Source organism: Chryseotalea sp. WA131a, assembly GCA_025370075.1.
In the GTDB taxonomy this organism is placed as follows: Bacteria; Bacteroidota; Bacteroidia; order Cytophagales; family Cyclobacteriaceae; genus ELB16-189.
In genome coordinates this window covers 4,264,461-4,288,274 of the sequence record CP073016.1, presented here as the reverse complement: position 1 = coordinate 4,288,274, position 23,814 = coordinate 4,264,461, and the positions used below count along the sequence as shown (strand labels likewise).

Sequence of the window (23,814 nt, the reverse complement as noted above, 5' to 3'; positions counted from 1 at the left end):
GTGGCCTTAAATTAAAAAAACCTAATAATCGCTTATACAAATATTATGATTTTGTATTTTGATAGTAAAGCCTTTAGTCTCTCGCATTCTTTGCGGCATTTCGCACCAACACTCCATGCAGGTCATAGCTCCACCGGGCTACTGCAGGTCCTCGGCCTACCCCACCAATGGCCACTCTATCGCTGTGGCTTTCTGTTGCTATGCTATTGCCGAACTGTTTCTAACCAGCTTAGCAGAGATACCTCTTTCTTCAAATTGTCACATTTTCCAATCAGCATATTGTCTAATCACAAATTAATTTTACCTTTGCCATCCTTTTAAAAATGGACGTGTTCCAACATTAAAAACGTAACAAAAAATGGTAAAAATTAGATTAGCCCGCAGAGGCCGCAAAAAGTTGTCTTTGTTTGATGTAGTAGTGACAGATGCCCGCGCACCACGCGATGGTAAATTCATTGAAAAAATTGGTACTTATAATCCTGGCACGGTACCTGCCACAATCGAATTGGCAGAAGAAAGAGCATTCCATTGGTTAATGGTAGGTGCTCAGCCATCAGATACCGTTCGTGCTATGCTTTCATACAAAGGCATTATGTATAAGCGTCACCTTCAAATTGGTGTAAACAAAGGTGCTCTTTCACAAGAGACAGCTGATGCTAAACTAGCAGAATGGTTGAAAGTAAAAAATGATAAAGTCGAAGCCAAAACTGCGAATGTTGGCAAGGCTAAGTTAGACGCTGCCAAAGCACGCAAAGAAGCCGAAACAAAAGTGAAAGAAGCGCGCGCAGAAGCCATCCGCAAGAAGGCTGAAGTAAAAGAAGCCGCTCCAGTTGCAGAGGCTGCAGCTACCGAAGGTGAAACACCTACCGCAGAGACACAAGCATAAAAATTCAGAACTTGATAATCAAATGCCCCCGCCATTCGCGGGGGCATTTTTGTTTCTAACATTGATATGGACAAAAATCTTTGCTACAAAATAGGATATGTTGCACGCACCCACGGCCTAAAAGGCGAGGTAACGGCTATTCTTAGCGATTCTATCGATTTGGAAGAAATCAAATCACTTTTTATAGAAGTGCGGAATGATTTGGTTCCTCATTTTATCGAGTCATTTTCCGATAGAGGTGATAAAACGTTTTTCAAATTCGAAGACATCGACACTACTGAAAACGCAAACGAATTGAAAGGCTGTAGCCTCTACCTGCCCAAAACGATTCGCCCCAAACTTAAGCGGGGAGAATTTTATGATGACGAAGTGTTGGGCTTTCAGGTAGAAGACAAAACATTGGGCTTACTCGGCACCATTACAGAAGTTTCGCCCACCGGCCCCAACCGCTTGCTTACCCTAAATTACAATACAAAAGAAGTTTTAATTCCTGTAAACGGGCCCTTTATCACCAGCACCAACAAGACGAAGAAATTAATTAAGGTAGATTTGCCAGAGGGATTTTTGGATATCTGAATTGTTAATCACTCAATTATAGCGTAATTTTTTTCTGCCTCCGCCTATAAACATACCGCCTTTTATCGAGAGGTAGCTGCTGTTAATATTTCCTTCATATGATTGATTGTTTATACCATTAAGGATATCAAAGCTATTAATAGTAGCCCGAGTAGGGGAAACAAAATTCCAATCAATGGTGCAAGAAAAATGACCTGCATCAAAGCCTATGCGCGGATAGACGCCAATGGCCATTTGTTCATTTGACGAATAGTATTTCAAGTAAGTAACATAATTGGAATCATTGAATCTTGATTTGAACAGGCTTATCCCCGCACCCGCAAAAGGGCGGAAGTTTCTATTTGAAAAGTAATACTGCCCCGCGATGCCCTGAGAACTTATTTTGTAGGATGAACTGCCTACCAACTCAAGCCTAATGCCAATGGCTATTTCATTTCTGATTCGGTAAGATGGTTCTGCATACAATACAATAGCACCTTTGGTGGACTGACCATCGCTGGCGTGAAGATCAGCATACCCGAGCCCGAACCCCAATCGTAGCTTACGAAAATTCTGCCCGTCATACTCCACCTTTTTGAAATCATCATTCGTTCTTGCGCCCAAATAATAACTCAGCTTAAAAGAAGCATAGTTAGCTGTATTAAAAACATAAGGGGTCGACCATGTCTGCAAACCAGTGGAAGAGTATAAAAAATAGGTGGTGCGAACCTCTCTACGATAAATAAAATTGTATTCAAACGAAAAGGCAAATCGATTGAATTCTAGGCCGAAGCGAGGATAGAACCCGCCCCGTACTCCATCTACACCCTCGACATACGTGTGCAAAGGGCCACTTGCCGAGTAGCTTATTACGGTCGCTCTGTTTGCAGCCGAATAGCACCCTAAACCTAAGCCCGCAAAAAAGCGTACTGACATATTCATGATGTGTGCGTTGGGAAAATAATAATGGCTCGCAAACGTGTATGAAAAGAGTTCCTCAACGTTTGGCACATTGTGCAACTCAAACCTCGCACCTAATATTACATTTTTTTGGATGCGCCTAGATGGCTCAATATGATAAACCGAAAACTTATTCGATTCAGAAGTGCCCATCCCTATGGTAAACCTGAACTTACCAGATTGCTGTGCAAATCCAAAATTGAAAAAGACAGTAAGCCAAACAACCAATAAAAATTTAATCCACCGCAATCATCAAACGATTTATTCACTTTACTATCACTACCGGAAAAAGAGGGGAGGTCATAGGAGATGGAAGCACATTCATTCCACTGTAGGTGCAAGAGATTAGTGTTTCTCCAGAATACTTACTGGAGAGGGTATCTTCGATTGCATCATTGATTGAAATAATATCCAATGCGCTTTTGCCATTTGCACCTCTAGAGGGAATAAACGAAAGCGCAAAACCTTTGGGCATTTTACTGTTATACCTGACGCTATCTATTGTAAACCCAGAATCATCACCATTCAACTTTACTTTGCTTCTCTCAAAGCGCCCACTTGTGGCGGGGTCAAATAAATTTTCACCTTTTCCGTTTTTGTAATAAATAAAGATTCTGTAGGTAATACCCGGACCTTGGTAAGGCCCTGGGCATGCTGTCATAGCTAACCCAGCCAACAACATCAAGGCAATTGACATATTTCTTCTCATACCAATTTCATTAAAGTGGAGTTACGTAAGCGATTATGTTATCATCGTGATTATAGGAGTAAACAGGATTTGACCCGCTTGAATTCAAGCCGCCAAAAGCACCTTCAATGTACCAACCATTGCTATTACCGCCCCAACCCCAGTTGTTGTGCACATAGGTGTTTGTAATGGTTGTGTACACAGCATCGTAGCCAGGCAAGCTAGTGCATTCAGAATAGTCAACAGGGAATATTCTGTAGGTAGACTGAATGCCCACCGTAAGAAGGCCATCCATCACCCACTCATGGTAGTTAGTTGGGTCGCCAATGCAAGGCTCCCAAACACATCCTATAAAAGGAAGCCAAATTAAGCATACACACCAAAGATGTTTAGTTCCGTAAACAGGAACCGGACTCCTATTTCTCAAGGAGGCTACTAGATCACCTTTGTTATAACTTCTCCATTCACCCTGTACAAATCCATAACTGGAGCAAATGCCATTTTCGGGATAAGGCAGGGTGAAGGTACCATCGTCTCCTATTCCACTACAATTTTTGAATCCTAAACCGTAGCTCCCATAGGTACTTCTTACCAAGTTGGCAACATCGCTCACCTGATTTTGTGTCAAGGTACACGCCTGAGCCGTATTTGCTATGGTTGGCCAATCTGTGCCGAACCTAGCCCTTGAAGGATTTCTACCCCAGTAGTGGGCAATCACCTGAGAAGCAGCAACAGGTACGCACCCCGCATAGTAATTGTTATTTTGATTAATCCTGCAGTAATCCCACCTATACCCACAAGCACTACTGCCATAATTGTTATTGTAAGGAGCACTTTGGTCCCACTCTGTTTGGAGGATTGGCTGTACTATAGTGTTTGTAAAATTGACTGTTGATACCAAATAAGAATAGGTATACAAATCACAGTTACCACATATCGCAACCCTGCCACTCTTTCTCGCTATCTGGCATTCAATGGATTCCCTACCGTTGGCACTATTCTTACTTTTTTCTTTTATCCTGTATCCAGATAGCTTTTCAAGCAAGCTAATATGAGCACTATCCCCTCGCATGGCTTCCACTTCCTTTCTTTTGTCTTGGATATAGTATGCGGCTCTTGTCAAAAACATAGTAATTTGAGATTCCTTCTCCAACCTCCCCTTGCCTGACCAACCCAAACGGCCAAAAGCTCTTTTATCGCCAGAGATAATGGCAAACCCATTATTATCAGAAAAATTGAAAACATGAAAACCAGGGTCGTTGCTCTTCAATCGGTCGGTTTTAGGGTACATGATGGTATCTTGTACAGGCGCAGTTATTTCTTCAACAATTGTGCGCCTAATCTTTTTCCCCTTTCGGGCATCTTCAACGTCAAGTTCAGTAGCTATCTGTTGAGCATCCTTTCTAGCCTCGGCTATGGTATAAACAAAGGTAGAGTCTAGTAATACGAGCCGCTTTATCTCTTCAGCAGTGAGATTTGGTTGATTAAGTTTTGCTTCTGGTTGTAAGCCCTCATCATTACATCGAAGCAAAAAAACAGAAAATAAAATAACAATTGCTGCCAGACCTAAAACTCGGGGGGGGGGGGGGGGGGAGAAGATTTTTGGTTTTCATTTTGTTTCGCTTTTATTGGTCATGTAAATATAAAAAAATCGGGAATAAAACAATGGTGCTTCACCGATCTTTCCAACAATCCCGGTGTTTAGCTTGTTGCCAAATCCTTTACCTTTCGCCAAAATTTCGTTCATTTCGTAGCTCTAGCTCTTGCATTGTGAATAAATTATGAACTTTTCATTATTGGTAAAAACCATCCATCAGGCGCACAGCACACTTCAACAAAGCGCGCTAAAGTCTGTGAACAAACACCTCACCATTCGCAATTGGTTGGTGGGTTTTTATATTGTAGAGTTTGAGCAAAATGGCGAGGATAGAGCGAAGTATGGTGATAAACTACTGCCCGAATTGGCAAAGTCTATTAACATAAGAGGGCTTTCGGAAACATCTTTAAAGCTAAATCGGCAGTTCTTTCAAATCTATCCCCAGATTCGTCAGGTGCTGACTGACGAATTGAAAAAAATGGGATTTACAATTCGTCAGACGCTGTCTGACGAATTTCAAAACAATGAAAATCAATTACTTACAACTTTACAGACACCATCTGCACAATTACAAAAATCAACAAGAGGTGGCATACAAGTGCCACCAGATAAACTCATCAGCCGTTTATCTTTTTCACATTTTACACTATTACTCCCTATCGCTGACTCGCTAAAGCGAACATTCTATGAAATCGAGTGCATGAAAGGCAATTGGAGTCACGAAGAATTGCGCAGACAAATCACGACCTTATATTTCGAACGCAGCGGCATGAGCGACAATCCGGAAAAACTTAGCCGTTTGGTGCAAGACAAATCTGAGGCCTTATTCCCAACCGATATAATCAAGTCGCCTTTCACCTTTGAATTCTTGGGTTTAAAAGCCAAAGATGTTGTTTACGAATCAGATTTGGAACAAGCATTGATAGACCACTTAGAAGAATTTCTTTTAGAGCTAGGTCACGGCTTTTGCTTTGAGGCAAAACAAAAACGCATTACGATTGGCGAAAAATACTACTTCATAGACTTAGTATTTTATCACCGCATTTTAAAATGCCATGTTTTGGTCGATTTAAAAATGAAAGAAGTTGACCATGAAAACATTGGGCAATTAAAAACCTACGTCAACTATTACAAAAAGAACATTGTGCAAGCAGGCGACAACCCACCCGTTGGTCTATTGTTGGTAACGGAAAACAACAAACCCCTTGTAGAATATGCTATGGCCGATGCCGACCAACATTTATTTGTAAGCAAGTATGTGCTGGCTTTACCCTCTACCAAGCAACTTGAAGAATTCATCAGAAAAGAATTAAACAATCAATAGTATTCAAATGCGCATCGACATCATCACCTGCTTACCTAAATTACTGGAAAGTCCTTTTGGTGATTCTATTTTGAAACGTGCACAAGAAAAAAATCTGGTTACGGTAAAGCTGCACGACTTGCGCGAATACTCTACAACTAAACACCGCACAACAGACGATTATGCATTTGGTGGCGGGGCCGGCATGGTGATGATGATTGAGCCAATCGACCGCTGCATCCAATTTTTAAAAGACGAACGAGCTTATGACGAAATAATCTACATGAGCCCCGATGGCGAATTGCTATCGCAATCCATCGCCAATCAATTGAGCTTAAAACAAAATTTAATATTGCTCTGTGGGCACTACAAGGGTGTTGACGAGCGGGTGCGCCAGCATCTCATCACGCGCGAAATCAGCATTGGCGACTATGTGCTTTCGGGTGGGGAATTGGCTGCAGCTGTGCTGGCTGATTCGGTTATTCGCCTGCTACCGGGGGTTCTTAATGACGAAACTTCCGCGCTAAGCGACTCCTTTCAAGATGGCTTGATTGCGCCTCCCGTTTTTACTCGACCAGCCGATTACAAAGGCTGGAAAGTACCGGAAGTGTTATTGTCGGGCCACGAAGCCAAAATCAGCGACTGGAAGCACGAAGAGTCTTTGAAAAGGACTCAAAAAAGAAGGCCTGGACTTGTCAAATGAGGCATAAATCCAATAAAATTCCTTTTTGCTTATTCATAAATGTCACTTCTCCTGCTATATTTGCAGTCCATTTTAAAAAATAAGGTTTATGGCCGATTTAATGAAAATAGCTGAACAGGAATTAGCCTCAAAGAGAGCTGATTTGCCTAGTTTCAAGGCTGGCGATACGATCAACGTGCATGTTAAAATCAGCGAAGGAAACAAAGAGCGTATTCAACAATTTCAAGGTACGGTTATTTATCGCAGAGGTACTTCTACCAATGGTGAAAGTTTTTCGGTAAGAAAAGTATCAAACGGTGTGGGCGTAGAGCGTATTTTCCCGATTTTGAGCCCAAGCATTGATAAAATTGAGGTAATGAAAATAGGCAAGGTTCGCAGAGCCAAATTGTACTACCTAAAAGGCCGTCAAGGCAAGTCTGCACGGATCAAAGAAAAATTAAGCGCACAAGAAGCATAATCTTGCAACCGTTTTAAATACAAAAAAACCCATTTCAAGTGATTGAAGTGGGTTTTTTGCTTTTTAATTAACTTTTTAACTAAGGCACATCACACTATATTTGTCACCTCACTAAAAAATCTATGGCTAAACAAACTGTAACAGAATTATTGGGAAAAGATGCCGAATCGCTATTGACCCACAAAAGCAAAACCATCTTAAAGGATCAACTGCATTTGCCCGGAGCAGATTTTGTAGATCGGATTTTTACCATCTCCAATCGCAACACCCAAACATTGCGCAGCTTACAGGCCATGTTTGACAGAGGTCGCTTGGGTGGAACCGGTTATGTTTCCATCCTTCCGATCGATCAAGGAATTGAACACAGCGCGGGTGCATCATTTGCCAAAAACCCGATTTACTTCGACCCAGAAAACATTATAAAACTTGCTATAGAAGGAGGCTGCAATGCCGTGGCTACCACCTTTGGTGGCTTGGCCATGATGTCAAGAAAATATGCTCACAAAATTCCCTTCATTGTAAAGATCAACCACAACGAACTACTTACCTATCCTAACAAGGCTGATCAAATCATGTATGGATCAGTTGAAGACGCATGGAACTTGGGTGCCATGGCAGTAGGTGCAACGATTTATTTTGGTTCTGATAATGCTACCCGCCAAATTCAAGAAGTGTCGGCAGCCTTTGAGCGTGCTCATGAACTCGGCATGGCCACTATCCTTTGGTGCTATACTCGAAACGATGCCTTCAAGAAAGATGGTGTTGATTACCATACATCTGCCGATTTAACTGGCCAGGCAAATCATTTAGGTGTAACCATTCAAGCCGATATCATCAAACAAAAATTGGCAACCAACAATGGTGGCTACAAAGCCTTGAATACGGGTGGAAGCTCATATGGAAAATTGGATGAAAGAATCTATACTGAGTTAACAACTGATCACCCTATTGATTTGTGCCGCTACCAAGTAGCAAATTGCTACATGGGCCGCGCAGGTTTGATCAACTCCGGTGGCGATAGCAAAGGCTCAAGCGATATGGCCGATGCAGTACGTACAGCAGTGATCAACAAACGCGCTGGTGGCATGGGCTTGATCTCTGGAAGAAAAGCATTTCAGCGCCCCTTGAAAGAAGGTGTTGAAATCCTGCAGGCGATTCAAGATGTGTACTTAGATAAAACGATTGATATTGCCTAGTCAAAAAAAGTTGATAATTGACAACATAATCATTGACAAAGCTTAGGTAAATTTTCAAATTGATTAATTGTTATGCCTTGGTTTAAACGTACTGATAAAGGAATTCTTACCCCCACTGAATCAAAACGCGAAGTGCCCGATGGCCTTTGGTTTAAATCTCCTGGGGGTAAAATTGTGCACACACGTGAGTTGAAAAACAATGCGTATGTAGTGCCCGAAGAAGACCTGCATGTAAAAATTGGATCAGAAGAGTATTTCGAAATCTTGTTTGATAACAACGAGTTTACCGAGCTCGATGCCAATATGGAATCGGGCGATCCGTTGAAATTTGTAGATACCAAAGCCTATCCGAAAAGAATCAAAGAATCGCAGGCCAAAACCAAATTGAAGGATGCTGTTCGCACAGCCTATGGCAAATTGAATGGCTTGGATCTGGTGATTGCCTGTATGGATTTTACTTTCATTGGTGGATCGATGGGTAGCGTGGTGGGAGAAAAAATTGCACGTGCTGCCGACCAAAGTTTAAAAACCAAAGCGCCTTTTTTAATGATTTCCCGCTCGGGCGGTGCACGCATGATGGAAGCCGGATTGTCGCTCATGCAGATGGCCAAAACCTCTGCCAAGTTAGCATTGCTAGACGAAGCAAAGATTCCGTACATCTCGTTGTTGACTGACCCTACTACTGGAGGCGTAACCGCTTCATATGCGATGCTGGGTGATTTTAACATAGCCGAACCCGGGGCATTGATTGGCTTTGCTGGCCCACGCGTAATCAAAGAGACCATCGGAAAAGATTTGCCTCCAGGATTTCAAAGTGCTGAATTCGTGTTAGAGCATGGCTTCTTAGATTTCATTATCGATAGAAGAAGTCTGAAGCAACGACTCAGCACTTTATTGAAGATGCTGCAATAGCTGCTTGCTGCTACTTTTTCGCTTTTTACCCCAGCCTTATGCCGAAGGCGCTTATCGATCTTCATTATTTGCCTTCATTGGAATATTTCTGCTGCCTTCATGGGTTTGATGAACTCATCCTGGAACAGCACGAGCATTTTGTGAAGCAAAGCTATCGAAGCAGGTGTTACATCAACACTTCACAGGGTCCTTTTCGCTTGGTGGTGCCAACTTTAGAAAATCATGGCAAAGTGGTAATGAAGGATGTGCTGATTGACCCGAGCATCAAATGGAGAAATAATCATTGGCGAACGATTGAAGCTGCTTATCGCAAAGCACCTTACTATGAATTTTACTCAGCTGACTTAAACAAAATTCTCTATCAACCGCACTCTACACTTTTTGAACTTAATCAAGGTTTGCTGTCATTCTGTCTGCGATCTATCGGATTGAAAGTGAAACTGTCGGCAAGTCTGTCGTTTGAGAAAAGTCCAAATGGTGACATTGCTGATTTAAGAAATGCCGTAGAAGTTAAAAAATCGCACTTAACCAGAAAACTCTACCGAGCCGTCCCCTATACGCAGGTATTTGGCAATTCATTTGTAGAGAATTTGAGCCTGCTCGATTTGTTGTTTTGCGAAGGTCCCAATTCCCTCCGTTTGATTAGAAGTTCAGCAAGCTTATTGAACAAATAAAATCCAAAAAGCGTTTGGCTTACATAGCTAGAGATTTTGTTATCAATAGCATAAAAAGCAAATTTTGAATCTTACCTACTAAAACTTTACATTTACATATCTCAATACACTATGCCACATATGGAAGCCAAATTTTCTAACCGGGTCAAAGAAGTGATTTCGTTGAGCCGGGAAGAGGCCTTGCGCTTGGGCCACGATTACATAGGCACCGAGCATCTGATTTTAGGAATGATTCGCGAAGGCGAAGGAGTGGCCGTAAGCGTGCTGAAAAAATTAGGAGTGCCGCTTGATCAACTACGAGGAGAAATAGAAAAAATATCAAAAGGAACGGCCACACACGAAATCAAAAACTTGGCAAACATTCCGCTCACACGCGCTTCCGAGAAAACTCTTAAAATTACCTACCTCGAAGCAAAGGTTTTTAAAGCACAACTTATTGGAACCGAACACTTATTACTTTCTATTTTGAGAGATCCCGATAACTTGGCCACACAAATCTTAAACAAGTTTGATGTCGCCTACGATGTAGTAAAAGAGATGCTGGAGTACCAGCACGATCAGGCCACTGCTTCATCCGATACGGACGATCCTGATGACGACTCATCAAAAATGTTTAGCAGCGGAGCCTCAGGCGCTGGTGCTGGCAAGGAAAAAAAGGGTGCGGAAAAATCGCGGACACCTGTTCTAGACAACTTCGGGAGAGATTTAACGAAGTTGGCAGAGGACAATAAACTCGACCCAATCGTGGGGCGCGAAAAAGAAATTGAACGTGTAGCCCAAATCCTAAGCCGTAGAAAGAAGAACAACCCTATTTTGATTGGTGAACCTGGCGTTGGTAAAACCGCTATAGCAGAAGGCCTTGCATTGCGAATCATTCAGAAGAAAGTCGCACGCGTACTTTTTGGTAAGCGCGTAGTGACGCTTGATTTGGCATCGTTGGTGGCTGGTACAAAATACCGTGGCCAATTTGAAGAGCGTATGAAGGCCGTGATGAATGAATTGGAAAAATCGGCCGATGTCATTCTCTTCATTGATGAATTGCATACCATCGTTGGCGCGGGTGGTGCTTCGGGTTCGCTGGATGCATCGAATATGTTCAAGCCTGCCTTGGCACGTGGAGAAATACAATGCATTGGCGCCACCACTTTAGATGAGTACCGTCAATACATTGAAAAAGATGGAGCGTTAGCGCGAAGATTTCAAATGGTAATGGTAGATTCTACTACCGTGGACGAGACCATTCAGATTTTGGATAACATCAAAGAAAAATACGAAGACCATCATCATGTTAGTTATACCAAAGAAGCTATTGAGGCTTGTGTAAAACTTTCTGATCGTTATATAAGTGATCGGTTTTTACCTGACAAAGCCATTGATGTGCTGGATGAAGCCGGGGCTAGAGTGCACATTAATAATATTCATGTTCCCGAAGAGATTGTGAAGTTTGAGGCCGCAATTGAAGACGTAAAGAAAGAAAAGAACCGAGTAGTAAAGAGTCAGAAATACGAAGAGGCGGCACAATTGCGCGACAAAGAGAAAAAATTGATTGAGCAATTGGATTTGGCCAAAACCCGCTGGGAAGAAAAAACCCGTACCGAAAAATATACCGTTACGGAAGATAACGTGGCGGATGTAATCGGGATGATGACTGGTATACCTGCCAACCGAATTGCCCAGAAAGAAAGCAACAAGTTGCTTGGCATGGCAGAGCAATTGAGTGGTAAAGTAATCGGTCAAGAAGAAGCCATTAAAAAACTGGTGAAAGCCATCCAACGCACGCGCGTGGGTTTGAAAGATCCAAAGAAACCCATTGGTTCTTTTATTTTCCTTGGACCAACAGGTGTGGGCAAAACCGAGCTTGCCAAAGTATTGGCCACCTACTTGTTTGACAAAGACGATACACTCGTGCGCATGGACATGAGTGAGTACATGGAGAAATTTTCTGTTTCGCGATTAGTGGGAGCACCTCCCGGTTATGTTGGGTATGAAGAAGGCGGTCAGCTTACAGAAAAGGTAAGACGCAAACCTTACTCGGTGGTATTATTAGATGAGATTGAAAAAGCGCACCCCGATGTATTCAATATTCTGCTTCAAGTTTTGGACGATGGTATTTTAACAGATGGGTTGGGTAGAAGGGTAGATTTTAGAAATACCATCATCATCATGACTTCCAACATTGGGGTTCGGGACTTAAAGGACTTTGGTGCTGGTATAGGTTTTGCCACAAATGCTAAGCGCGATAACGAAGAAGAGTTGATGAAATCAACGATTCAAAGTGCATTGAAACGAGCCTTCAGCCCTGAGTTTTTAAATCGCTTGGATGATGTGATCGTTTTCAACTCATTGAAACGGGAGGATATCCATAAGATCATTGACCTGACTCTTGGCAAGCTCTTCACCCGGATCGCTGCCTTGGGTTACAACGTTGAGCTTACCGAAAAAGCGAAAGACTTTTTGGCAGAAAAAGGTTACGATCAACAATTTGGGGCTCGTCCGTTGAACAGGGCAATCCAAAAATATTTAGAAGACGCAGTGGCGGAGGAGATCCTAAAGGGTGAAATTTCGGAGGGCGGTATTATTATGGCTGACTACGAAGGGACTGGTGAAACGCTAACCATCAAGGTTAAAAAAGCAAAGGCCTCTTCAAAGGAAAAGAAGCCAGAATAGTTTATAGAATTTCATCCAAATAAAAATCCCCGCTAACTGAGTCAGCGGGGATTTTTATTTAACCTATTGGCTTTTACTTAGATGGCTCAACAGGTTTTTTTAGTTTGTTTCTCAATAAGTATTCTTCATAAGCTTCTTTATACGTTGGAACATCTGGAGCCAATTTAATTGCTTCTTCGTAAGCTCCAATCGCATCAACGAATAATTTATTTTCTTCATAAAAGCCAGCCATAATAAATTTATTTAATGCTGTTTCCTGTTGAATATCTTCACCCATTTCGGCAATCAATTTTTTAATTAGGTTCTGTCTTTCGGACGAAAGCCTTCTTAACAAATAAGATTTATCTGTCTTTTTCTTGTCACCTTTTGATCTTACCTCAATCAAAATATCCTCATTCATAAACTTAGGATCATTTCTATTAATTTGAATAGCATTCTCTGGCGTTTCAATTTTCATTAATTCATCACCAAACATATTCTTTGCAACTACTTCATATGGTCCTGCCACCTTAGTCTCCCATTTTATATAAACAAGTGGATTAAAAGTATCACCAAATTGGCTTGGGGGCAAAAGAACATTGATATCTCCGTCCAATGCCCTCACTACAGATCCTGTAGCACTTAACCTATTTTTCTTGGCTTCTGCAGAATTACTGGAAAGGATAAAATCTGTGTATTTGCTCACAACACTGGCACCCGGGCTAACTTTTGCTGCCAAATCGGCAATACTGTAAGTTTTTGACTCCTTTAACTCAATTGGCTTTCCAGAGGAATGAACAAGCGCCACATATGAATTTTCGGCTACTTTCAGCTCATCTTGTTTATTGAGTTTGTCACCAGTCTTCAACGCCTGCCAGACACTGCCTGATTTTACTTCATTTGATCCCTTATTAGCCATGACTTTAAAGGCATAATCTTGAGCCTTAATCCCTGAAATCAGGGCAAAAATGCCTACTAAAACTAAAATTCTACATTTTTTCATGTGTTTGGTGCTCGTTTTTTCGTCTTAAAAGTAAATGTAATAAAAAATTATGCCAACTCAGACTGCCGTTTTAGATACGAGTTCTCTCCTCTTGGTAAGTCGGTTTTGGATTTCATTTTGCACAGATTTAAAGATATCGTAACATGGCCCAACTAATGCGGTAGCTAAAAGGGTTATTGAAAGGTCAAGCTTTAGATTCCAGTAGGCAAAGGCAAGAACGATTACGATCATAATCAAGAAAATTTGAATAATCTGAATAATCACAGAAAGCGCATCATACCAGATCGGTAGGTTTGCATCCATCCATGCGAACAAAGCAACCGTCAACCAGCAGAAAATGAACGCAATCATATATTGAAACCATTGAGGAATTTCATCTATATAATTCTCGTTTAAAATCATTGCAACTGCATTAGCGTGTACAACAGGTCCAAACATATCTGGATTTGCCCGCCCCCCAATTTTCTTGTTTAGCGGTGTAAAGAATTTGTCTTCCCAAGCAGTGTCTCCCAATTGGTCTCCCAAATAGCCAACGATAACAATTTTATCCTTGAATAATTCGGGCACAAAATTTCCTTGATAAACGTCTAAATAATCAATTACATAAAAACCTGTCCCAAAATTTGTACTATTGGTATCATTCACCTTTGAAGTTTTTACCTTCAACTGAACAACATCGATATTGCCGTAAAAATTAATAATTTCCTCTTCCTTATTACGAGCAAGAAATTTTTTCACTTTCGCTGAGTCATATAGATTGGCAATTTGAGTTGAGAATGCCAACTCGCGTTTGCCATTCACGATAAAATATGGCCAAAATGTACGGACCTGTTTTACGTCCTCTTGCCAAGCAGCGTTCGTTGGAAAATTTACAAAACCCTCGTATGAATAATCACTAAAGATATCATCGGAAATTTCAATTGAATCTGAAACATTGCTATCAAACCTTGATAGGGAATCAGTTTGCATTAGCTTCTCTCCCATCACAACATTTTCAGCTTCCATGATTGCATTACTCAGCAAGAGATTTCCAATTGTATCGCGCAACTGGGGACAATTTATTGAATCACGCAGGCCACCTTCGCAAATATAGCGTGCATCGAGAGCAATAACTTTTGGTTTATGCTGATTGATCTTCTGAACCATTCCAGCAACCTGTCTCCTTGAAAGTTTGCCAAAGTTCACCAAAACAATCCGCTCATCTACTTTAGGATCCTCGCGCAATTGGTTGAAAGCATAGTCTGTCAATTCAAAATCAGCAAAAGCAAGAGAAATAGTATCAAATTTGTTAAATAACTTGAGGTCCGAAACAATACTCACCGCCCACATCATGCCAAATACAAAAAAAGTAATGGCAGTACACTGGATCCAAAATTTCTTCATACTATGAGGTCTTGATTCCTAAATTTAGGAATTTACAGGACTTTTGTAAAGAGCTTTGAAAAACATCATCCGAAAAAGGCTTTCATTAGCCGGTCTTGAGGCGGGAACACTGGCAGGCAATACCGCAGTGCTGGGCCAGGCTATTACGCTGGTGGAAAGTCAACGGGAAGAAGACCAACTGTTGGCACAAGAGTTAATAACACTCCTTTTGCCTCACACGGGGCATTCGCTACGAATTGGAATAACAGGTGTGCCAGGGGTGGGTAAAAGTACTTTCATTGAAATCTTTGGAAAGCACTTAACTGCCCAAAACAAAAAAGTAGCCGTATTGGCCATTGACCCTAGCAGTGGAAAAACCAAGGGCAGCATTTTGGGCGACAAAACGCGCATGGAAGAGTTGGCAAAAGACCCGCGTGCTTTCATTCGCCCATCTGCTACTGGAAACACCTTGGGGGGTGTTGCCAACCGAACGCGCGAAGCAATTCTGTTATGCGAGGCGGCTGGTTACGAAATTATTATTGTTGAAACCGTAGGGGTGGGGCAATCGGAAACTTCGGTTCGCAGCATGGTGGATTATTTTTTGCTGCTGATGCTGGCCGGAGCCGGGGATGAACTGCAGGGGATCAAAAAAGGAATTATGGAAATGGCCGATGGGTTGGTGATTACGAAAGCGGATGGTGAGAATGAAAGAAAAGCCAACCAAGCGCAAGCCGATTTTCAATATGCCCTACATCTATTCTCACAACCCGAATCGGGTGTTGCGCCCACTGTTATGACCTGCTCTGCTCTTTTTAAAAAAGGTATCAGCGAAATTTGGGAGTCGATAATTGTATTTAAAGAAAAAACAACTTTCAATGGTTTCTTACAATCGCAGCGAGACCGACAAGATTTAGAATGGTTTGAAAGTTACTTTCAGCAACTTTGGCAACAAAACTTTCAAGCCAATAAAAACATCCAGTCTGCCAAAAAAGAATTAGTTAAAAAAATAAATCAGAAAGAGCTAAGTCCATTGCAAGCGGCTCAGATTTTATTTACCAAAACGATTTAACGAGGCATAACAAATTCTCATCCTATTTTAAATTTGGTTGATTGTCTTTGCTTGCCAATCCATACGGGCAGTGCCTACATTTATTCTTGCAACAAAAGCCTCTTTTTAAATGGTAGGTCTCTGTAAAAACCATTAATCCATTTTCTAAATAGTAATCAGGTTGAACGGCATCTATTTCTTTTTTCTTGTTTCTCATTTGAAAAAATTATTTTCATTATAGTTTCTAATTCTGTTTTTTCCAAAATTGGTCTGGGTATCGCATGGCTGCGAATTATCACGCCATTTTCATTCAGCATGTTGAGCAACACGGTGGGCGCAAAGCCTTGTTCTTGTGCCTTCATCAGTGCATAGCAACTGTCTTTGCCCCCACTCCAACTTGTTAGAAAATTTTTCATGCCGATTGGCTTACCAACGAACAATACATTTTAAGTACAAACTTCTTCCGCGTGTTGTAAACCCAGAGATTTCTTCATATTTGGAATCAAAGATGTTTTCAATCCTAGTAACAAGTGTAACATTTTGATTTATGTTCCAATTGAAAAAAAAATCAAACAACTGATAATTCTGCACATTGGTTCTGCCCAACGCACCGAAGGGCCCGAGTTTGGGGTCATAGACTGAATCGAAACGGCTTGCCGCCAGCCGAGCATTTGTTGATACCGACAATTTAGGAAGCACTTGAAACGTAATAGACATAAAGCCAGTAAAGTTTGGCCTTCTCAACAAGGAATTGATTGTTTCGGATTCTGTTACAAAAGAGCCCGTGCTGTAAACCTGAGTCTGTACCAAGTTTTGTGTTGAAGTAATATCAGAAGGTTTAAACTGCAAGCTTCCGTTTAACCATGTAAAATTTCCCTTAGTAAATATTTTTGGGGTTATTTGATACTGGCCTGTCAATTCAATACCCGTAACAATTTGCTTTGCTACATTCAAGTATTTGTCACCGCGATAATCTGAAAAATTAAGGTTAGGGATAGGCTTGTTCTTGTTCCATAGATAAAAGTACTCAATCGAGTTGTTGATAATATTGTTAAAAGCAGAAAGGGTAACATTGCCCTTGTCGAATGATTTTTTCCAACCTAGTTCAATTGAAATTGAGTTTTCGGCTTGCAAGTCTCCTGTTCCCCGGGTGAATGTGTAGCCTAGCTGAACCGTTGGATCAAAAAGTTGATAAAGTGATGGTGCATTAAAAGCCGAAGAAATGGAAGCAAAAAGGATTGAATTTTTAAACGCAACAAAGGGATTTAGCTCGTAAGTACCCACCGTGCCAAACAATGAATGATTACTAATGCGCCCTCCTAGTGTAAATCCAAAGGGGCTGCTTCCAGATTTGAAAGTAGTCTGCCCAAAAACATACTTGGTCAAACTTTTTTTATTTACCGAATCATAATTGACCCGTGAAGAAAATCCGCCAAATGCGCTGCTGTAGAAAAATGTATTGAACGACATTTCTTCATCATAAATGCCAACACCAATCACGCTTTTAAGTAAGTTATTTTGATGTGTTGCTTGAATTTCGTGGGTTTGAATTTCACCACGATAATTACCTTTAAAATAATTGCCGTCAAACCTGCCAGATGGCAGTTGAGAAGAATCATTTTGATTCACCCTTTGAGAACTGCTCCAAGAACCAATTGCTTTAATCTGCAATTGGCTACTCAAACGATAATTGAGTGAGTAGGAATAAAAATCCCGATCGAAAAATAATTTGTTGTTTGTTTTGTCGGTAAACGCACCATTATCGATATCTGCCACTTGATCTGTACGCTTGTAACTTACTTGCGCATTCAACTGACCAAACTGATAACCTAGTTTAACTGTGCGGTCTTGCTTTTGAAAATTGTCAGGTTCGAATTTTTGTTTGCTATTTTTGGCGGTGTCCGAGGCAGCCGAAAATCCATTGACCCTTTGGTCGACTTGCGAATAGTTTGCATAAAAACCTGACTTAGAGGCATAACTAAAATCAACTTGTTGCAAATAATTACTCGTGCTTTTTCCAAAAGTACCCCCCTGAGCACTTATGGTTCCATGTACGCCTTCTTGTAAACGATTCTTAGTGATGATATTCACCACACCGCCAACAGAAGATCCTCCATACATAGTACTGTGTGCTCCAGACACAATTTCAATACGATCAACATTTGTGAGCGAGAGCTCAGATAGGTCGATTACATTATTGGGTGTAGATGGATCGGTGATGCGTACCCCATCAATCATTACAACTACTTGATTGGAGTTAGCGCCACGTAAGAACAAACTTTGATTTGAACCAGGAACCTGATTTGCCCCGATCAAATAAACACCTGCCTGCTGAGCCAGTAAATCTGCCACTGAATTGTACGAACCACCAACAATCTGATTACCGCCAATGACACTTACGCTTCTAGGCGTATCTTCAAGCTTGGTATCTTGGCGTGAAGCAGACACAATCACTTCTTGTAAAGTGAATTTAGTAGAATCTTGCTGGGCGGTTGTTTTACTTGGCGCCAGCCACCAAAGGACAATTAGAGTGATTGCCCAGACTTTTCTCTTTTTTTCCATTTTGAAAAAGTTTAATGGTTTGAAAAAGAGTAAAAGGCTGAAGATGAAACGATGATGTTGTAATGAGAATTTAGGCATCTCAAAGCACACGCATCAAATGAATCACAGACGCTTTTTACCCGAAGCACTGATTGTTGTTGTATCTCGGCAGGTCTCCTGGCTCTCCACATTCACTAACGCCTTCCCATGCTGAGTATCGGTCAGCACAGTGGCACAGATTGTTAGTTCATTTAATGGATTACAGTTGCGGGAACAGCTTCCGTATTTCACGGAATTCCCTTTTAATCTTCTTGATGATGTAACTCAACAAGAAAAACCGCAATACGGGTGCAAACATAAATAATTCTGTAAACTTGCACATGCATTTAACAAGATTTAAGATTTTAGATGTGAGATGTGAGATTCTTGTAGCAAGAATTTTAACCTTTTCAGTTTTCGTCCTTCTGTCTTGCAACCAAAAGGAAAAAAATACGCAAACTGAAAGCAACGCAATCACCAAATATGCAGTGGGCTTTACTGTTACTTCTGTTGGCAATTCAAAACTGGTAGAGGTCAAGCAACCCTATCAAAATGCAAAGAGTGGTTATCAATATTTATTAGTGCCCAAAGGCGAGAAAGTTCCACCGCACGATGATGCTACACAAGTAATTTTTACACCACTCGAAAGCATCGTGTGTACGTCTACCACACACATTCCGTTGCTCGATTACATTGGTGAGACCGCTAAACTCATTGGCTTCCCGACCACCGATTACATCAGCTCAGAAAAAATGCGTCAACGCATCGATGCGGGTTTTGTAAAGGAACTGGGCATCGATAAAGGAATGGATATTGAAGTATTGTTTAAACTAAAGCCATCGTTGGTGATGGGCTACACGATGGGTAGCGACTTAGGCCAGCTTAAAAAAATTCAAGAATTAAAAATACCCGTAGTCATCAATGCAGAGTATCTGGAGAAACATCCACTGGGCAGAGCAGAATGGATCAAGTTCATGGCACTGTTTTTTAGAAAAGAAAAAGAGGCTGACTCCGTCTTCACGGAAATCGAAAAAGAATATCTCGCCACTACATCGCTTGCAAAATCACTTGACGAAAAGTCAACGGTGTTGAGCGGGGTCTTGTATGGGGATGCTTGGTTTTTGCCAGGCGGCCAAAACTATGCCGCTAAAATATTGCACGATGCGGGTTGTGATTACTTATGGTCGTCAGATTCAACCAATGGCTTTCTACAATTGAGTTTTGAAACGGTGTTCACCAAAGCCAAATCTGCTGACCTCTGGATTGGCGTTGCTTCGTTTAAAAGTTTAACAGAATTACAGAATTCCGAGCAACGTTATTCGCTGTTCAAACCCTTTCAACAAAAACAAGTTTACTCGTACGATGCTCGCCACGGTGCAAAGGGCGGCAGTGAATTTTTAGAGTTGGGCTATCTCCGTCCTGATTTGGTTTTGAAAGATTTAGTGAAGATTACGCATCCAGAGCTGATGCCTAGTTACAAACTATACTTTCATAAGAAACTAGAGTAAGTGGTAGGAGGTAAAAAGTAAAGGGTAAGTGGTCAGGTTTTATTTCAACAACCACTTACCAATCACCATTTACTGCTCACTGACTTATCTTCCTCAAATACACGTTCCCGTACTTTGATTCGAAACTGTAGCGCGAGCCCACACCCGGCTTCATCAAAATCTCTCTATGAAAATCACCCTCTTCTCTAGCGATAGGTTTTGAATCTAAGTTGGTATAAATCTGCCCATAATCAGTTTCCGCTAATAGCTCGCCCACACTTTTTTCTGCAACCGATACATCCACTCCGCCATAGGTCGCTTCCACTGCCAATGGTGCATTAAAATTCTTTATCTCCACCATTCCATAAACGGAGACTACGCGCGTGTTCATGTTCTTCGGTACTTTTATCTCAAGCGTAATATTAATGTCGCTGCCATGGCTATACACGTTGATATCTTTACCATGCTCTCGAACGTACTTTCTGTACTCCTCCTTCGATTTAAAAGTAATTTTTTTTGTTATCGCGAATAACCATCATCCGCTTAGGAAGCTCGTCCATGTTTTTAATAAAACCTTTTATCTCTACCGTATTGCCATTTGCCTTTGAATCCAGCACAAACGCATCGTTGTTTTCGCCATCGTTAATATCTACTGTGCCTTCAATGCTTATCGCATTTTTGTCCCACGTGCTTACTTTAATCAACTCAGGAAAATCGAAGTGCATGAATATCTTTTGATTGGGCTGAACGGGGATAGTCTTACTTACATTCTGTGCTTGTGCAAAATCACAGCAAGTAATCAGTGATAAAATTACAATCGTTCTCATTTTTTGCGCAGATAAACTTTGCTATAATCAGAGCGGATGTCAATACTCATTCCACCTCCATTGATCTTGCCATTCACTTTATCGCTATAGCGAACCATTTCACCATCCTTATCAATGTCAATCTTGAACTCGGGCGCCACAAATATTTCCCCGTATGAAGTTGAAAGCTTCAAATTTGCTTTTGTGGCCAAAGGCAACGTCACATCGACATGGCTGTAGATGGAAATGAGCGACAAGGGGCCTTTCACATTTTGACTAAAATTCGCATCAATATGCCCATATATTACTTTTGCTGTCACTGGGCCAGTAACATTTTCTAGCTCCACGCTGTTATAGTGAGTCGATATTTCAATCTCATTTTCTAAATTCCTGAAGGTTGCCTCGCTTCCATATTGAGAAGAATGTTCGTAAGAAATAATCACACCTTTGGGTACCAATATTTTGATTTCAGGTGAGTTCATCTTTTTCAATTGATACACTTCCACCACATTTCCTTTGTCGGCCACGTTGATGCCCAGCCCTGTGTTGTCTTCTAGGCCGAGACTATTAATGGCGCGCAGTCCTTTTGCTCTTCCGTCATCTTCATCTCTGTCGCGGTCGCGCGAAGAGAAAATAATTTCATTTCCACTGTGCCCTTCCACCGTTACGCGTCCGATATGAATCTCTAATCGGCCGCTTGTTTTCGCCAATTTAAACTCTTGCGCGGTGGCTACGCTAATGGCTGCCGCTACTATTCCAACTACAATTATTATCTTTTTCATATTGTCTGTTTATATTTTTCTTTAAGTTTTGCTTTTTTGCTACTCAATGCTGGATACCTTTCTCATAAGCAAGAAACCTGTATCCAATATTGAATTTATGATAATTTCAAAATTCCCGTGTACGCTTCATCTTTTACGGCTTTCAATATTTCTTTTTGTTGGGTCAATTTTTCCAATTCACCGATAATGGATTTTTCCTTCATGTCCACCATCATCTGAATCAAACTGATTTGAACCACCGGGTCGTTTTGTTTTGCCAATGATTCTATCAATACCTTGCGCACGCTTGCCTCGTGTTTAAACTTGCCGAGTGCCTCCAAAGCAGCCAGTCGCACGTTGGTGTTCGGGTCTTCATTCATTGCCTTCACCAACGCATTCACAATTTCATCATCCGCCTTTACCAATTGATAAGCGACTGTGGCACCCACCATGCGCTGACTGGCTGATTGTTGATTGGTTAACAAACCCAACATTGCTTGTTTGGTAGAATCCATTTCGTGGCGCAGCCGGGCGATTTCACGTTTCTGTTGATAGCTACTATTCAACCAAAATCCAATTCCAATCCCCAACAAAAGGAACACAACACCAGCCGCGATGCGCAGTGCCACTGGATGAAAGAAGAGCTGCTTACCTTTTGCTTGTTGCATCTCTTCGGCCAACATCTTTTCAAAATTCTGTTGAAGTGATTGCGATGGCTTTACGTCCTGCACGCGTTCCATCTCTTGGATAATCTTCAAAAGCTGTTCGTAAAGTTTGCTTGCCTTCTCGTTTTGAGCCATCTCCCGCTCCACAGCCACACGCTCCTTCTCGTCTAGTTTTCCATCGATGTAGTCAATCAACTTGCTTTCTATGTTTTCCATACTTCTCTTTTTTGTAGTCGTCTCACAGCTTTGGGCGGCTATGACGACTAGATTTTTTCCAATTCAAAATAATGCTCCCTCAACTTGACAATGGCGCGGTGCACTTTCACTTTTATGTTGGCCACTGTAGTGTTCATCAGTTCGGCCACTTCTTCGTACTTCATGTGTTGAAAGCGCGTAAGCACCAGCAGTTCTCGTTGTTCGGCATCCAGCTTGGCCAAGCTTTGGTGCAACAATGCCTCACGTTCGTCTTGCGCTCTGCTTTCTTCTTTTTCTTCCATCACGTTCATCACATTTTCTACATCTACAAAACCCATTCTCTTGTTTTTGGCCGATTGGTAATGATCTGCAAAAACATTGCGGGCCATTTGGTAAATCCACGGCATAAACTTGCTGCCCGGCCGGTAGCTGTTGCGGTATCTTATCAATCGAAGAAAAACATTTTGCGTCAAGTCCTCGGCCATGGGGCGGTCCAAGGTAAGGCGCGCCAGAAAATTAAAAATCCTCGAATGGTAGCGGTCGAACAAAATCGAGGCCTGCTGAAGATTACCGCCTTTCACGGCCTCCATTAACTGTTCATCGGTGAGCAACACAATCGAAATTTTCAATTTTCAGCTTATTTACCAGCAGGTGTGCGAAAGGTTACAAATTAGAAAATATTTATTCAAATAGGGGCGGCATCCCTCGCATCCACGCACATGCCCACACGCTCGGGTCGGGCTTTCGGCACTCGCCACCAACCGCAGATCCCGTTTCGGGCTCAAACAAATGCCTCAATCCCTTGCCGAAGTTTTCCGCAAATTTATCTCAACTTAGTAATCCATGAGGTATTAATAGTTCGTGTTAATTACTTTTTGACGAGGACAAAGTCCTTTGTAAATTTAGATACGGAACTATGAAAAGATTTTTTAATGTTAACTTACTTTTAATCTATTTTCTTAGCTCATGTGGAGCTCAGTTGATACGATTCAAGGGCATTGGACGTGCCATAAAAGAGTTATCGTTTAGGAGAGTGAAACGAAAGTTGACTCAATTTTCGTAAGAATTTTTTTTTCTCTTGGGGAAAATGGAAGTTATAGAGCCACTAATGGAGAGATTAAAATTTAAAGGAAAATGGTCCATTGTTGGTAAAAATCAAAACGGTAGCAAAGATTTCTTAAGAGTGGACACTAACAATGAATCGGTTGAGTTTGAAATTTTTAAATTGAGTGACAACGAATTAGTTCTTTAAGATACATTTAGAATAAGTGGAGAGCTAATTCGTAATCAGGTTTTTTATAAACGAATAAAAATGTAGATGCAGATGCTG

Annotated in this window: 26 protein-coding genes and 1 riboswitch; of the genes, 12 read left to right on the top strand and 14 right to left on the bottom strand. The window is 41.4% G+C overall.

What is annotated here, in order from left to right; all coding sequences use genetic code 11:
* Positions 1-358 precede the first annotated feature (358 nt).
* Both KA713_19735 and rimM read left to right on the top strand, forming a co-directional pair.
* Complete coding sequence (locus KA713_19735) at positions 359-886, top strand: 30S ribosomal protein S16 (GenBank protein UXE66640.1); 528 nt, start codon at positions 359-361, stop codon at positions 884-886.
* A 66-nt stretch (positions 887-952) separates the two neighbouring features.
* Complete coding sequence (rimM, locus tag KA713_19730) at positions 953-1,462, top strand: 16S rRNA processing protein RimM (protein ID UXE66639.1); 510 nt, start codon at positions 953-955, stop codon at positions 1,460-1,462.
* A gap of 12 nt (positions 1,463-1,474) precedes the next feature.
* Here the strand turns inward: rimM and KA713_19725 are convergent, their stop codons facing one another.
* The 4 genes from KA713_19725 to KA713_19710 all read right to left on the bottom strand — a co-directional run bounded on the left by KA713_19725 (position 1,475) and on the right by KA713_19710 (position 4,836).
* Positions 1,475-2,650, bottom strand: a complete 1,176-nt coding sequence (locus KA713_19725; GenBank protein UXE66638.1) for a hypothetical protein — start codon at positions 2,648-2,650, stop codon at positions 1,475-1,477.
* A gap of 16 nt (positions 2,651-2,666) precedes the next feature.
* Positions 2,667-3,110 (bottom strand): hypothetical protein, encoded by a 444-nt coding sequence (locus tag KA713_19720; GenBank protein ID UXE66637.1) that lies wholly within the window; start codon positions 3,108-3,110, stop codon positions 2,667-2,669.
* A gap of 10 nt (positions 3,111-3,120) precedes the next feature.
* On the bottom strand, positions 3,121-4,620 hold the full coding sequence (locus KA713_19715) for a C10 family peptidase (protein ID UXE66636.1): 1,500 nt from the start codon (positions 4,618-4,620) through the stop codon (positions 3,121-3,123).
* A 78-nt stretch (positions 4,621-4,698) separates the two neighbouring features.
* Positions 4,699-4,836 carry a hypothetical protein gene (locus tag KA713_19710; protein ID UXE66635.1) on the bottom strand — a complete coding sequence of 46 codons (138 nt, stop codon included), beginning with the start codon at positions 4,834-4,836 and terminating at the stop codon, positions 4,699-4,701.
* Between the two features lie 31 nt (positions 4,837-4,867).
* Between KA713_19710 and KA713_19705 the strand changes: the two genes are divergently transcribed.
* The 7 genes from KA713_19705 (at position 4,868) to KA713_19675 (ending at position 12,598) form a co-directional block, all read left to right on the top strand.
* Positions 4,868-6,010, top strand: a complete 1,143-nt coding sequence (locus KA713_19705; protein ID UXE69203.1) for a DUF1016 family protein — start codon at positions 4,868-4,870, stop codon at positions 6,008-6,010.
* Between the two features lie 7 nt (positions 6,011-6,017).
* Entirely contained in the window at positions 6,018-6,692 is a 675-nt protein-coding gene (gene trmD / locus KA713_19700; GenBank protein ID UXE66634.1) for a tRNA (guanosine(37)-N1)-methyltransferase TrmD, read from the top strand.
* Positions 6,693-6,780: 88 nt separating this feature from the next.
* Positions 6,781-7,149, top strand: a complete 369-nt coding sequence (gene rplS / locus KA713_19695; GenBank protein ID UXE66633.1) for a 50S ribosomal protein L19 — start codon at positions 6,781-6,783, stop codon at positions 7,147-7,149.
* Positions 7,150-7,271: 122 nt separating this feature from the next.
* The gene (locus tag KA713_19690) at positions 7,272-8,345 is read left to right on the top strand and encodes a class I fructose-bisphosphate aldolase (GenBank protein UXE66632.1); all 1,074 of its coding nucleotides are present in this window, start codon (positions 7,272-7,274) and stop codon (positions 8,343-8,345) included.
* Between the two features lie 72 nt (positions 8,346-8,417).
* Positions 8,418-9,257 carry an acetyl-CoA carboxylase carboxyltransferase subunit beta gene (locus KA713_19685; GenBank protein UXE66631.1) on the top strand — a complete coding sequence of 280 codons (840 nt, stop codon included), beginning with the start codon at positions 8,418-8,420 and terminating at the stop codon, positions 9,255-9,257.
* 38 nt (positions 9,258-9,295) lie between these two features.
* Complete coding sequence (locus KA713_19680; GenBank protein ID UXE66630.1) at positions 9,296-9,931, top strand: WbqC family protein; 636 nt, start codon at positions 9,296-9,298, stop codon at positions 9,929-9,931.
* A gap of 120 nt (positions 9,932-10,051) precedes the next feature.
* Positions 10,052-12,598: an ATP-dependent Clp protease ATP-binding subunit gene (locus KA713_19675; protein UXE69202.1), complete on the top strand. Its 2,547-nt coding sequence runs from the start codon at positions 10,052-10,054 to the stop codon at positions 12,596-12,598.
* A gap of 73 nt (positions 12,599-12,671) precedes the next feature.
* Here KA713_19675 and KA713_19670 read toward each other — a convergent pair whose 3' ends face one another.
* A complete protein-coding gene (locus KA713_19670) occupies positions 12,672-13,580 on the bottom strand; it encodes a hypothetical protein (protein ID UXE66629.1) in 909 nt (302 codons plus the stop codon).
* A 57-nt stretch (positions 13,581-13,637) separates the two neighbouring features.
* Positions 13,638-14,828: a CHASE2 domain-containing protein gene (locus KA713_19665; GenBank protein ID UXE66628.1), complete on the bottom strand. Its 1,191-nt coding sequence runs from the start codon at positions 14,826-14,828 to the stop codon at positions 13,638-13,640.
* A 202-nt stretch (positions 14,829-15,030) separates the two neighbouring features.
* Between KA713_19665 and meaB the strand changes: the two genes are divergently transcribed.
* Positions 15,031-16,011, top strand: coding sequence for a methylmalonyl Co-A mutase-associated GTPase MeaB (gene meaB, locus KA713_19660; GenBank protein UXE69201.1), 981 nt, complete (start codon positions 15,031-15,033; stop codon positions 16,009-16,011).
* A 22-nt stretch (positions 16,012-16,033) separates the two neighbouring features.
* On the opposite strand, the gene KA713_19655 is transcribed toward meaB, so the two are convergent.
* The 3 genes from KA713_19655 to KA713_19645 are packed head-to-tail and all read right to left on the bottom strand — an operon-like array spanning position 16,034 to position 18,552.
* Complete coding sequence (locus KA713_19655) at positions 16,034-16,207, bottom strand: hypothetical protein (protein ID UXE66627.1); 174 nt, start codon at positions 16,205-16,207, stop codon at positions 16,034-16,036.
* Positions 16,167-16,406 (bottom strand): hypothetical protein, encoded by a 240-nt coding sequence (locus tag KA713_19650; protein ID UXE66626.1) that lies wholly within the window; start codon positions 16,404-16,406, stop codon positions 16,167-16,169. Before KA713_19650 ends, KA713_19655 begins: the two co-directional genes overlap by 41 nt.
* Before the next feature lie 10 nt (positions 16,407-16,416).
* Positions 16,417-18,552, bottom strand: coding sequence for a TonB-dependent receptor (locus tag KA713_19645; protein UXE66625.1), 2,136 nt, complete (start codon positions 18,550-18,552; stop codon positions 16,417-16,419).
* A 128-nt stretch (positions 18,553-18,680) separates the two neighbouring features.
* Positions 18,681-18,888, bottom strand: a riboswitch (cobalamin riboswitch).
* Positions 18,889-18,941: 53 nt separating this feature from the next.
* Here KA713_19645 and KA713_19640 point away from each other — a divergent pair.
* The gene (locus KA713_19640) at positions 18,942-20,078 is read left to right on the top strand and encodes an ABC transporter substrate-binding protein (GenBank protein UXE66624.1); all 1,137 of its coding nucleotides are present in this window, start codon (positions 18,942-18,944) and stop codon (positions 20,076-20,078) included.
* 76 nt (positions 20,079-20,154) lie between these two features.
* Here KA713_19640 and KA713_19635 read toward each other — a convergent pair whose 3' ends face one another.
* The 5 genes from KA713_19635 to KA713_19615 all read right to left on the bottom strand — a co-directional run bounded on the left by KA713_19635 (position 20,155) and on the right by KA713_19615 (position 23,074).
* Positions 20,155-20,505: a hypothetical protein gene (locus KA713_19635; GenBank protein UXE66623.1), complete on the bottom strand. Its 351-nt coding sequence runs from the start codon at positions 20,503-20,505 to the stop codon at positions 20,155-20,157.
* A 52-nt stretch (positions 20,506-20,557) separates the two neighbouring features.
* Positions 20,558-20,884, bottom strand: coding sequence for a hypothetical protein (locus KA713_19630; GenBank protein UXE66622.1), 327 nt, complete (start codon positions 20,882-20,884; stop codon positions 20,558-20,560).
* The gene (locus KA713_19625) at positions 20,881-21,645 is read right to left on the bottom strand and encodes a DUF4097 family beta strand repeat protein (protein ID UXE66621.1); all 765 of its coding nucleotides are present in this window, start codon (positions 21,643-21,645) and stop codon (positions 20,881-20,883) included. The genes KA713_19630 and KA713_19625 overlap by 4 nt, the downstream gene beginning before the upstream one ends.
* 95 nt (positions 21,646-21,740) lie before the next feature.
* A complete protein-coding gene (locus KA713_19620) occupies positions 21,741-22,505 on the bottom strand; it encodes a HEAT repeat domain-containing protein (protein ID UXE66620.1) in 765 nt (254 codons plus the stop codon).
* A gap of 47 nt (positions 22,506-22,552) precedes the next feature.
* Positions 22,553-23,074 carry a sigma-70 family RNA polymerase sigma factor gene (locus KA713_19615; GenBank protein ID UXE69200.1) on the bottom strand — a complete coding sequence of 174 codons (522 nt, stop codon included), beginning with the start codon at positions 23,072-23,074 and terminating at the stop codon, positions 22,553-22,555.
* 518 nt (positions 23,075-23,592) lie between these two features.
* Between KA713_19615 and KA713_19610 the strand changes: the two genes are divergently transcribed.
* Positions 23,593-23,736, top strand: a complete 144-nt coding sequence (locus tag KA713_19610) for a hypothetical protein (protein UXE66619.1) — start codon at positions 23,593-23,595, stop codon at positions 23,734-23,736.
* Positions 23,737-23,814 lie beyond the last annotated feature (78 nt).

What these genes read in the sequence shown, in the direction of transcription:
- KA713_19735 (UXE66640.1), top strand. Translation starts at nt 359, where the DNA reads ATGGTAAAAATTAGATTAGCCCGCAGAGGCCGCAAAAAGTTGTCTTTG.
- rimM (UXE66639.1), top strand. Translation starts at nt 953, where the DNA reads ATGGACAAAAATCTTTGCTACAAAATAGGATATGTTGCACGCACCCAC.
- KA713_19720 (UXE66637.1), bottom strand. Translation starts at nt 3,110, where the DNA reads ATGAGAAGAAATATGTCAATTGCCTTGATGTTGTTGGCTGGGTTAGCT.
- KA713_19710 (UXE66635.1), bottom strand. Translation starts at nt 4,836, where the DNA reads ATGAACGAAATTTTGGCGAAAGGTAAAGGATTTGGCAACAAGCTAAAC.
- trmD (UXE66634.1), top strand. Translation starts at nt 6,018, where the DNA reads ATGCGCATCGACATCATCACCTGCTTACCTAAATTACTGGAAAGTCCT.
- rplS (UXE66633.1), top strand. Translation starts at nt 6,781, where the DNA reads ATGGCCGATTTAATGAAAATAGCTGAACAGGAATTAGCCTCAAAGAGA.
- KA713_19690 (UXE66632.1), top strand. Translation starts at nt 7,272, where the DNA reads ATGGCTAAACAAACTGTAACAGAATTATTGGGAAAAGATGCCGAATCG.
- KA713_19685 (UXE66631.1), top strand. Translation starts at nt 8,418, where the DNA reads ATGCCTTGGTTTAAACGTACTGATAAAGGAATTCTTACCCCCACTGAA.
- KA713_19680 (UXE66630.1), top strand. Translation starts at nt 9,296, where the DNA reads ATGCCGAAGGCGCTTATCGATCTTCATTATTTGCCTTCATTGGAATAT.
- KA713_19675 (UXE69202.1), top strand. Translation starts at nt 10,052, where the DNA reads ATGGAAGCCAAATTTTCTAACCGGGTCAAAGAAGTGATTTCGTTGAGC.
- KA713_19670 (UXE66629.1), bottom strand. Translation starts at nt 13,580, where the DNA reads ATGAAAAAATGTAGAATTTTAGTTTTAGTAGGCATTTTTGCCCTGATT.
- KA713_19655 (UXE66627.1), bottom strand. Translation starts at nt 16,207, where the DNA reads ATGAGAAACAAGAAAAAAGAAATAGATGCCGTTCAACCTGATTACTAT.
- KA713_19650 (UXE66626.1), bottom strand. Translation starts at nt 16,406, where the DNA reads ATGAAAAATTTTCTAACAAGTTGGAGTGGGGGCAAAGACAGTTGCTAT.
- KA713_19645 (UXE66625.1), bottom strand. Translation starts at nt 18,552, where the DNA reads ATGGAAAAAAAGAGAAAAGTCTGGGCAATCACTCTAATTGTCCTTTGG.
- KA713_19630 (UXE66622.1), bottom strand. Translation starts at nt 20,884, where the DNA reads ATGAGAACGATTGTAATTTTATCACTGATTACTTGCTGTGATTTTGCA.
- KA713_19625 (UXE66621.1), bottom strand. Translation starts at nt 21,645, where the DNA reads ATGAAAAAGATAATAATTGTAGTTGGAATAGTAGCGGCAGCCATTAGC.
- KA713_19620 (UXE66620.1), bottom strand. Translation starts at nt 22,505, where the DNA reads ATGGAAAACATAGAAAGCAAGTTGATTGACTACATCGATGGAAAACTA.
- KA713_19615 (UXE69200.1), bottom strand. Translation starts at nt 23,074, where the DNA reads ATGGAGGCCGTGAAAGGCGGTAATCTTCAGCAGGCCTCGATTTTGTTC.
- KA713_19610 (UXE66619.1), top strand. Translation starts at nt 23,593, where the DNA reads ATGGAGAGATTAAAATTTAAAGGAAAATGGTCCATTGTTGGTAAAAAT.